The 8235-nt window shown below is 73.3% G+C and carries 6 protein-coding genes and 1 pseudogene (1 of these 7 only partly in view); 4 read left to right on the top strand and 3 right to left on the bottom strand.

Features of this window, described 5'->3' with window-relative positions; translation table 11 throughout:
• The first annotated feature begins 47 nt into the window (after positions 1–47).
• Positions 48–197, top strand: coding sequence for a hypothetical protein (locus C7C46_RS22205; protein ID WP_181442463.1), 150 nt, complete (start codon positions 48–50; stop codon positions 195–197).
• Between the two features lie 10 nt (positions 198–207).
• Here the strand turns inward: C7C46_RS22205 and C7C46_RS22210 are convergent, their stop codons facing one another.
• The gene (locus C7C46_RS22210; protein ID WP_110671653.1) at positions 208–981 is read right to left on the bottom strand and encodes an enoyl-CoA hydratase/isomerase family protein; all 774 of its coding nucleotides are present in this window, start codon (positions 979–981) and stop codon (positions 208–210) included.
• 174 nt (positions 982–1155) lie between these two features.
• Here C7C46_RS22210 and C7C46_RS22215 point away from each other — a divergent pair, with 174 nt between their 5' ends.
• Positions 1156–2292 carry an MFS transporter gene (locus tag C7C46_RS22215; protein ID WP_110671654.1) on the top strand — a complete coding sequence of 379 codons (1137 nt, stop codon included), beginning with the start codon at positions 1156–1158 and terminating at the stop codon, positions 2290–2292.
• Here C7C46_RS22215 and C7C46_RS22220 read toward each other — a convergent pair.
• On the bottom strand, positions 2246–3427 hold the full coding sequence (locus C7C46_RS22220; protein WP_110671655.1) for an 8-amino-7-oxononanoate synthase: 1182 nt from the start codon (positions 3425–3427) through the stop codon (positions 2246–2248). The two genes, C7C46_RS22215 and C7C46_RS22220, sit on opposite strands and share 47 nt — an antisense overlap.
• Before the next feature lie 138 nt (positions 3428–3565).
• On the opposite strand from C7C46_RS22220, the gene C7C46_RS22225 reads away from it, so the two are divergent.
• Positions 3566–6064, top strand: coding sequence for a DEAD/DEAH box helicase (locus C7C46_RS22225; RefSeq protein WP_181442465.1), 2499 nt, complete (start codon positions 3566–3568; stop codon positions 6062–6064).
• Positions 6065–6176: 112 nt separating this feature from the next.
• Here the strand turns inward: C7C46_RS22225 and C7C46_RS22230 are convergent, their stop codons facing one another.
• The gene (locus C7C46_RS22230) at positions 6177–6938 is read right to left on the bottom strand and encodes a hypothetical protein (protein WP_110671657.1); all 762 of its coding nucleotides are present in this window, start codon (positions 6936–6938) and stop codon (positions 6177–6179) included.
• A gap of 196 nt (positions 6939–7134) precedes the next feature.
• Here C7C46_RS22230 and bioB point away from each other — a divergent pair.
• Positions 7135–8235, top strand: a pseudogene (gene bioB, locus C7C46_RS22235) (biotin synthase BioB) (it continues 205 nt past the right edge of the window).

The raw sequence follows: 8235 nt of genomic DNA on the forward strand, positions 1-8235 counted from the left end.
GGTCGAGGTGGACCCGCAGGCGCCATGGCCGCGGCCTGGGCCGGGCCATGGCGCTGAGCGCCCGTCACCTGCTGCCCGATGGCGATGCCCTCTGGGCGCAGCAGGCGCCCGGCAATGCGACCGGCGTCCGGGTGCTCCAGGCCGCCGGCTACCGTCCGGTGGGTGCCGGGGTGCTGCTCTCCGCACCGGATAACTAGCAGCTAGCAGCTAGTTGAACTTGGCCTTTCCCGGGCCCTCCTCGACGAAGCTGCGCATGCCGGTGGTGCGGTCCTCGGTGGCGAACAGGCCGGCGAACAGGCTGCGCTCGATGGCCAGGCCGGTGTCCAGGTCGGTCTCCAGGCCGCGGTCGACCGCCTCCTTCGCGGCGCGCAGCGCCCAGGCCGGGCCTGCGGCGAGCTTGCCGGCCCAGTCCAGGGCGGCCTGGTAGACCTCCTCGGCCGGGACCACCTGGTCGATCAGGCCGATCCGCAGCGCCTCGTCGGCGCGCACCATGCGGCCGGTGAAGATCAGCTCCTTGGCCTTGGCCGGGCCGACCAGCCGGGCGAGGCGCTGGGTGCCGCCGGCCCCGGGGATCAGGCCGAGCAGGATCTCCGGCTGGCCGAGCTTGGCGTTCTCGGCGGCGATCCGGATGTCCGCGCAGAGCGCGAGCTCGCAGCCGCCGCCGAGCGCGTACCCGGTCACGGCGGCCACCACGGGCTTCGGGATCCGGGCCACCGCGGTGAACGCGTCCTGCAGCGCGCCGCCGCGGGCCACCATGTCGGTGTACCCCATCCGCTGCATCTCCTTGATATCCGCGCCGGCCGCGAACACCTTCTCGCCGCCGTAGACCACCACGGCCCGCACGTCCTCGCGGGCCGCCGCCTCGTCGGCGACCTCGCGCAGCTGGTCCTGCATGGCGACGTCCAGCGCGTTCATCGGCGGGCGCGCCAGGCGGATGGTGCCGACGGCGTCCGCGACCTCCAGGGTGACGAACCGGGTCATGAGGGAGCCTCCAGAGGGGTTAACGGTGGTGAACCCTGACAGTAGCGGCAGTGGCGCTGCTAGCGTGAGGGCGTGTTCCTCTTCCGTGCGTAGGGCAGAGCGTGTGGCCGCACTTCGTGGTGGTGCGGTCCTTCGGCGTCCCCTTGCACGCTCTCTCCGTTGAGGAACCCTCCGATGAACCGCATTCCCGGCCTCGCGCCGGTGTTCCTGGCCGCCCTGGTGGGGCGGCTCTCCTACGGCACGGTCTCCCTCGCCCTGGTGCTGACGGTCCGTGGCACCACCGGGTCCTACGCCTCGGTCGGCACGGTGCTGGCACTGTTCGGGCTGACCGCGGCCGCGCTGGCGCCGGCGCGGGCCCGGCTGATCGACCGTCACGGCGTGCGGCGGGTGCTGCCGGCGCTGGCCCTGCTCTACGCTGCGCTGCTCCTCGCGCTCGCCCTCACCGGCCCGCGCTGGCTGCCGCTGTCGGCCGCCGCGGCCGGGGCCTGCGCTCCCCCGCTGGGGCCCGTGCTGCGGGCCGGGTTGAGCGAGCTGCTCGGGCCGGGGCCCCAGCTGGAACGCGCGTTCAGCGTGGACGCGGTGACCGAGGAGCTGCTGTACGTGGGCGGTCCGCTGCTGGTCGGGCTGACCGGCGGGCGGGCCGGCCTGCTGGTCAGCGCGGGGCTGGTGCTCAGCGGCTCGCTCGGGCTGGCGCTGCTCGCACCGCCCACGGCGCGGCGGCAGGCCGCGACGGGCGGCGGGCTGCCGCGCCGGGTACCCGGCATCGGGCGGCCGGTGCTGGTCGCGGGCGCGGCAGGTCTGGCCCTGGGCACGCTCGGGCTGCTGCTGGTGGTCGCCGCCGCCGGGACGGGCGCGCTGCCCTGGCTGGAGGCGGCCTTGGCCGCGGGCAGCGCACTGGGCGGCCTGACGCACGGCGCGGTGCGCTGGCAGGCACCGCCGGCGATCCGGCTGACCTGGGGAGCCGTCGGTCTGGGCGTGGGCGTCGCGGTGGCGGGGTGCGCTCCCGGGACGGGCGCGCTGCTGGTGGGGGTGGCGGTCCTGGGAGTCTTCGTCAGCCCCGTCCTGGCCACGGCCTACCTGCTCGCGGACCAGCGGGCGCCCCGGTGGCGGCGGACGGCGGCCGGGAGTTGGGTCAACACCGCCTTCAACGCCGGCTCCGCACTGGGGACCGCGCTTGCCGCCCCGCTGGCGAGCCGGGCTCCGCTGCCGCTCTGCTTCGCGGCGGCCGCGCTGCCCCTGCTGGCGGCCGCCGCCGGGGGCCGGCTCAGGCCTGCGGGCGGGTGCGCACCAGAGTCCGCACCGCCTGCGTGATCTGCTGCTGCGTCAGGTCGGCCCGGGCGGTCAGGCGCAGGCGGGAGTAGCCGTCGGGCACGGACGGCGGGCGGAAGCAGCCCACCGCCAGGCCCGCGTCGCGGCAGGCGTCGCGCCAGGCGACCGCCTGCTCGGGGCCTGCCGCCCGCACCGAGACCACGGCGGCGTCCGGGTCGCTGGCGCGCAGCCCCGCGGTGGTGAGCTCGGCAGCGAGGGTGCGGGCCACCTCGCGGGCCCGCTCGGCCCGCTGCGGCTCGGCGCGCAGCAGGCGCAGCGCGCCCAGCGCCGCCCCGACCGCGGCCGGCGCCAGGCCGGTGTCGAAGATGAAGGTACGGGCGGTCTCCACCAGGTGCCGAATCACCCGCTGCGGCCCGAAGACCACGCCGCCCTGCGAGCCGAGCGACTTGGAGAGCGTCGCGGTGGCCACCACGTCCGGGGCACCCGTCAGCCCGACCGCCGCCGGCGCCCCGCGCCCGCCCGGCCCGAGCACCCCGAGGCCGTGCGCGTCGTCCACCAGCAGCGCCGCCCCGTGTGCCCGGGCTGCGGCCGACAGGCCGGCGATCGGCGCGGCGTTGCCGTCCACCGAGAAGACCGTGTCGCTGACCACCAGCGCCCGCGGCTGCGCGCGCTCGGCCAGCGCGGTCGCGACCGCCTCCGGCGAGGCGTGCGCGGCCCGGTGCACCCGGCTGCGGGAGAGCCGGCAGCCGTCGATCAGCGAGGCGTGGTTGTAGGCGTCCGAGACGATCAGCGTGTCCGGGTCGGTCAGCGCGGTCAGCGCGGCCAGGTTCGCCGCGTAGCCGGAGGAGAAGACCAGCGCCGCCTCCACCCCGTAGAAGTCGGCCAGTTCGGCCTCCAGCTCGGTGTGCAGCGCGGTGGTGCCGGTGACCAGGCGGGAGCCGGTCGAGCCGCCGCCCCAGCGGCGGGCCGCCTCGGCGGCGGCCCCGGTGACCACGGGGTGGTGGGTCAGGCCGAGGTAGTCGTTGCTCGCCAGGTCGAGCACCGGGTCCTCGGCGGGCCGGCTGCGCAGGGTGCGGGTCAGGCCGGCCCGGGCGCGCAGCTCTGCGGCCTCGTCCAGCCAGTCGAAGACGGCGCCGGGAGCGGTGGGCCGGGCGGACACCTCGGGTGCAGGGATCATGGTGCGCAGACTTACACGCGCCCACTGGAGCGGGCAACGTCATCCGCTGCACACCGGGGCCGCGAACGCACCCGTACCGGTGCACGCGGGGTCGGCGCAGGTGAACGGTAGGGTGGCCAGGTGACCCTCCTGGACCTGATGCCGAAGCCGGCCGACCCCGACGCGCTGTACACCACCTTCGCGGGGTGGACCGAGGAGCGCGGCATCACCCTCTACCCGGCCCAGGAGGAGGCGCTGATCGAGCTGTTCACCGGCGCCAACGTGATCCTGGCGACGCCGACCGGCTCGGGCAAGTCGCTGGTCGCCGCCGGCGCGCACTTCGCCGCGCTGGCCGAGGGCAAGCGGACCTTCTACACCGCGCCGATCAAGGCGCTGGTCTCGGAGAAGTTCTTCGACCTGTGCAAGATCTTCGGCACCGAGCAGGTCGGCATGATGACCGGCGACGCGAGCGTCAACCCGACCGCGCCGATCATCTGCTGCACCGCCGAGGTGCTGGCCAACATCGCGCTGCGGGACGGCGCCCGGGCCGACGTCGGCCAGGTGGTGATGGACGAGTTCCACTTCTACGCCGAACCGGACCGCGGCTGGGCCTGGCAGATCCCGATCCTGGAACTGCCGCACGTGCAGTTCCTGTTGATGTCGGCCACCCTGGGCGACGTGCGCCGGTTCGAGACGGACCTGACCCGGCGCACCGGCCGCACCACCACCGTGGTCCGCTCCGCCACCCGCCCGGTCCCGCTGTTCTACGAGTACAAGCGGACCACCCTGCACGACACCCTGGAGGAGCTGCTGACGACCGGTCAGGCACCGGTCTACGTCGTGCACTTCACCCAGAAGGAGGCGGTGGAGCGGGCGCAGTCGCTGATGAGCATCAACATGTGCTCCAAGGCGGAGAAGGACGCCATCGCCGACCTGATCGGCAACTTCCGCTTCACCACCAAGTTCGGCCGCAGCCTCTCCCGGTACGTGCGGCACGGCATCGGCGTGCACCACGCCGGGATGCTGCCCAAGTACCGCCGACTGGTCGAACGCCTCGCCCAGGCAGGCCTGTTGAAGGTGATCTGCGGCACCGACACGCTCGGCGTCGGGGTCAACGTGCCGATCCGCACCGTGCTGTTCACCGCCCTGTCCAAGTACGACGGCGTGCGGGTGCGGGTGCTGCGGGCCCGCGAGTTCCACCAGATCGCCGGGCGGGCCGGGCGGGCCGGCTTCGACACCGTGGGCCAGGTGGTGGCCCAGGCCCCCGAGCACGTGGTGGAGAACGAGAAGGCGCTGGCCAAGGCGGGTGACGACCCGAAGAAGAAGCGCAAGGTGGTCCGCAAGAAGGCGCCGGAAGGTTTCGTCAGCTGGTCGGAGGAGACCTTCGAGCGGCTGATCTCGGCCGAACCCGAGCCGCTGGTCTCCCGGTTCAAGGTGAGCCACGCGATGCTGCTGGCGGTGATCGGCCGGCCGGGCAACGCCTTCGAGGCGATGCGGCACCTGTTGACCGACAACCACGAGGAGCGGTCCGCGCAGCGCCGGCACATCCGCCAGACGGTCGCCATCTACCGCTCGCTGCTGGCCGGCGGCGTGGTCGAGCAGTTGGCCGAGCCGGACGCGGATGGCCGCATCGTGCGCCTGACCGTGGACCTGCAGGAGAACTTCGCGCTCAACCAGCCGCTCTCCACCTTCGCGCTGGCCGCCTTCGAGCTGCTGGACCCGGAGTCGCCCGGCTACGCGCTGGACGTCGTCTCGGTGGTCGAGGCCACCCTGGACGACCCGCGCCAGATCCTGGCCGCCCAGCAGAACAAGGCGCGCGGCGAGGCCATCGGCCAGATGAAGGCCGACGGCATCGAGTACGAGGAGCGGATGGAGCGGCTGCAGGAGGTGACCTGGCCCAAGCCGCTGGAGGAGCTGCTGAACCACGCCTACGAGGTGTACCGCCGGGCGCACCCGTGGATCGGCGACTACCAGCTGCAGCCCAAGTCGGTGGTGCGCGACCTGTACGAGCGCGCGATGACCTTCACCGACTACGTCGGCCACTACGACCTGGCCCGCACCGAGGGCATCGTGCTGCGCTACCTGGCCGGCGCCTACAAGGCGTTGGAGCAGACCGTGCCGGACGACCTGAAGACCGAGGCGCTCAAGGACGTGATCGCCTGGCTCGGCGAGCTGGTCCGCCAGGTCGACTCCAGCCTGCTGGACGAGTGGGAGCAGCTGGCCAACCCCACCGAGCCCTCCGCGCAGGAGAAGGAGCTGGAGTCCAAGCCGCTGCCGGTCACCGCCAACGCGCGCGCCTTCCGGGTCCTGGTGCGCAACGAGATGTTCCGCCGCGTCGAGCTGGCCGCGCTCGAGAACTACCGCGCGCTGGGCGAGTTGGACGGCGAGTCGGGCTGGGACGCGGACCGCTGGGCGGACGCGATGGACGCCTACTACGAGGAGCACGACGACCTGGGCACCGGTCCCGACGCCCGTGGTCCGAAGATGCTGCTGATCGAGGAGGTCGAGGAGGACGGCCTGTGGCGGGTCCGGCAGATCTTCGACGACCCGGCCGGCGACCACGACTGGGGCATCAGCGCCGAGGTGGACCTGCACGGCTCGGACGAGGAGGGCCGCGCGGTGCTGCAGGTCACCGCGGTCGACCGGCTGGACGGCTGACCGGCCGCCAGGCCGTGAGGTTGACGGGCCCGGAGTTTGACGGTCCGTCAGGCGCCCGGGTCCAGATCCCGGGTTCCTGGTGCCTGGTGCCTGGTGGAATCCCGGGGCGGGGTCAGTTCCAGCTGAAGACGGACATCCCGGCGGTGTACGACACCGCCCGGGTGGCCTCGCTCAGCTCCGGGTCGTCCGCCCCGGCAGGCTGGTGGCCGTCGGCGAACCGCGAGCTGGTGATGGTCAGGTAGCGCTCCACCGCCTCCACCCGCGTCGGCAGATCCGGCTTGCCGCCGGGTGCGGCCGAGGGGGCGGCGATCGAGGAGTCCGGCAGCACGAAGGTGAACAGCCCCGGCTGACCGTTCACCAGGGCCGCGGCCTTGGCCGCCTGCTGCTCGTCGGCGAACCGCAGTACGGTCACACTGGTGAGCACCCGGGTGTCCTGGCGGCTGAAACTGACGGCCAGGTAGGCCTGGCAGCCGGAGTCCTTGAGCACGTTCTTGGCCGGGTCGCGCAGCGTCTCGGCGCAGTCGTTGCCCTGCCGTCCACCGGACCGGTGCGCCTTGTAGGCGTTGACCTCGACCGGCTTGGCGACCGGGAAGTAACCGTCCACCGTGAACGGCACCGGGTCGGTGGCCGAGGTGGGCGCGGGGTTGCCGACCACCGAGACCGGCTTGTCCTTGCTGGACGGGCCGAGCCCGGGCAGCCAGTCGCCGGGGTGCGGGCTGGCGACCACGAACCCGCCGGCCCCGAGCAGGACCACCGCACCGCCCCAGCCGATCAGCCGGGCCCGGGTGAAACCGCTCCGGGCGCCGTTTCTGACGGAGCCTGGGATCTCGGCCGGGCCGTCGGGTATGGAGCGGGAATCCCCCTGCGTGGTCATGCCGCAGATTGTATGCAGGATCAGGGCGGCGCAGGTCAGCGGGGATCCGTCCGGATGCGGTGGCGGCCCGGCGCCCGAGTGGTCGGGTGCGAACCGTCCCACCAGCTGCCACTGTGACAACTTGCACACCGCTGGCAGGATCTTCTGGCCGTTTCGCTATGGCGCCGCTCCAGCCGGTCGCGGCAGGATCAGAACCATGGATCTGCTCGACACTCTCACTGCCAAGGGCCTTAACCGCGAGCTCCCCACCAGGGAGGAAGCGCTGGCCGTCCTCGCCACCACCGACGACGAGCTGCTCGACGTGGTCGCCGCCGCCGGGCGGGTGCGCCGGCAGTGGTTCGGCCGCCGGGTGAAGCTCAACTACCTGGTCAACCTCAAGAGCGGGCTCTGCCCGGAGGACTGCAACTACTGCTCCCAGCGGCTGGGCTCGAAGGCGGAGATCCTCAAGTACACCTGGCTCAAGCCGGCCGAGGCCGCCCAGGCGGCGGTGGCCGGGGTGGCCGGCGGCGCCAAGCGGGTCTGCCTGGTGGCCAGCGGGCGCGGTCCGACGGACCGTGACATCGAGCGGGTCGCCGACACCATCAGCGCGATCAAGGACCAGGAGCCGGGCGTCGAGATCTGCGCCTGCCTGGGCCTGCTCTCCGACAACCAGGCCGAGCGGCTGGCCGCGGTCGGCGTGGACGCCTACAACCACAACCTGAACACCTCCGAGAGCACCTACGGGGACATCACCACCACCCACACCTACGCGGACCGGGTGGACACCGTGCAGAAGGCGCACGGCGCGGGGCTGTCCGCCTGCTCCGGCCTGATCGCGGGCATGGGCGAGAGCGACGCGGACCTGGTGGACGTGGTCTTCGCGCTGCGCGAGCTGGGCTCGGACTCGGTGCCCGTCAACTTCCTGATCCCGTTCGAGGGCACCCCGCTGGCCAAGGAGTGGAACCTCACCCCGCAGCGCTGCCTGCGGATCCTGGCGATGGTCCGGTTCGTCTGCCCCGACGTCGAGGTCCGGATCGCCGGCGGCCGCGAGGTGCACCTGCGCAGCATGCAGCCGCTGGGCCTGCACCTGGCCAACTCGATCTTCCTGGGCGACTACCTGACCAGCGAGGGCCAGGCCGGGCAGGCCGACCTCGACATGATCAAGGACGCCGGCTTCGAGGTCGAGGGCCAGGGCGAGCTGACGCTGCCTCGGCATCGCGCGGACGTGGCGGCGGCCGCGACCACCGGCGGCGGGTGCGGCAGCGGCGGGGCCTCGGCCTGCGGCTCGCACGGCGCTGCCGAGGGAGCCGCGGCCGAG

This window comes from Streptomyces tateyamensis, assembly GCF_003205575.1.
GTDB lineage: Bacteria > Actinomycetota > Actinomycetes > Streptomycetales > Streptomycetaceae > Kitasatospora > Kitasatospora tateyamensis.

What these genes read in the sequence shown, in the direction of transcription:
- C7C46_RS22205 (WP_181442463.1), top strand. Translation starts at nt 48, where the DNA reads ATGGCGCTGAGCGCCCGTCACCTGCTGCCCGATGGCGATGCCCTCTGG.
- C7C46_RS22210 (WP_110671653.1), bottom strand. Translation starts at nt 981, where the DNA reads ATGACCCGGTTCGTCACCCTGGAGGTCGCGGACGCCGTCGGCACCATC.
- C7C46_RS22215 (WP_110671654.1), top strand. Translation starts at nt 1,156, where the DNA reads ATGAACCGCATTCCCGGCCTCGCGCCGGTGTTCCTGGCCGCCCTGGTG.
- C7C46_RS22220 (WP_110671655.1), bottom strand. Translation starts at nt 3,427, where the DNA reads ATGATCCCTGCACCCGAGGTGTCCGCCCGGCCCACCGCTCCCGGCGCC.
- C7C46_RS22225 (WP_181442465.1), top strand. Translation starts at nt 3,566, where the DNA reads ATGCCGAAGCCGGCCGACCCCGACGCGCTGTACACCACCTTCGCGGGG.
- C7C46_RS22230 (WP_110671657.1), bottom strand. Translation starts at nt 6,938, where the DNA reads ATGACCACGCAGGGGGATTCCCGCTCCATACCCGACGGCCCGGCCGAG.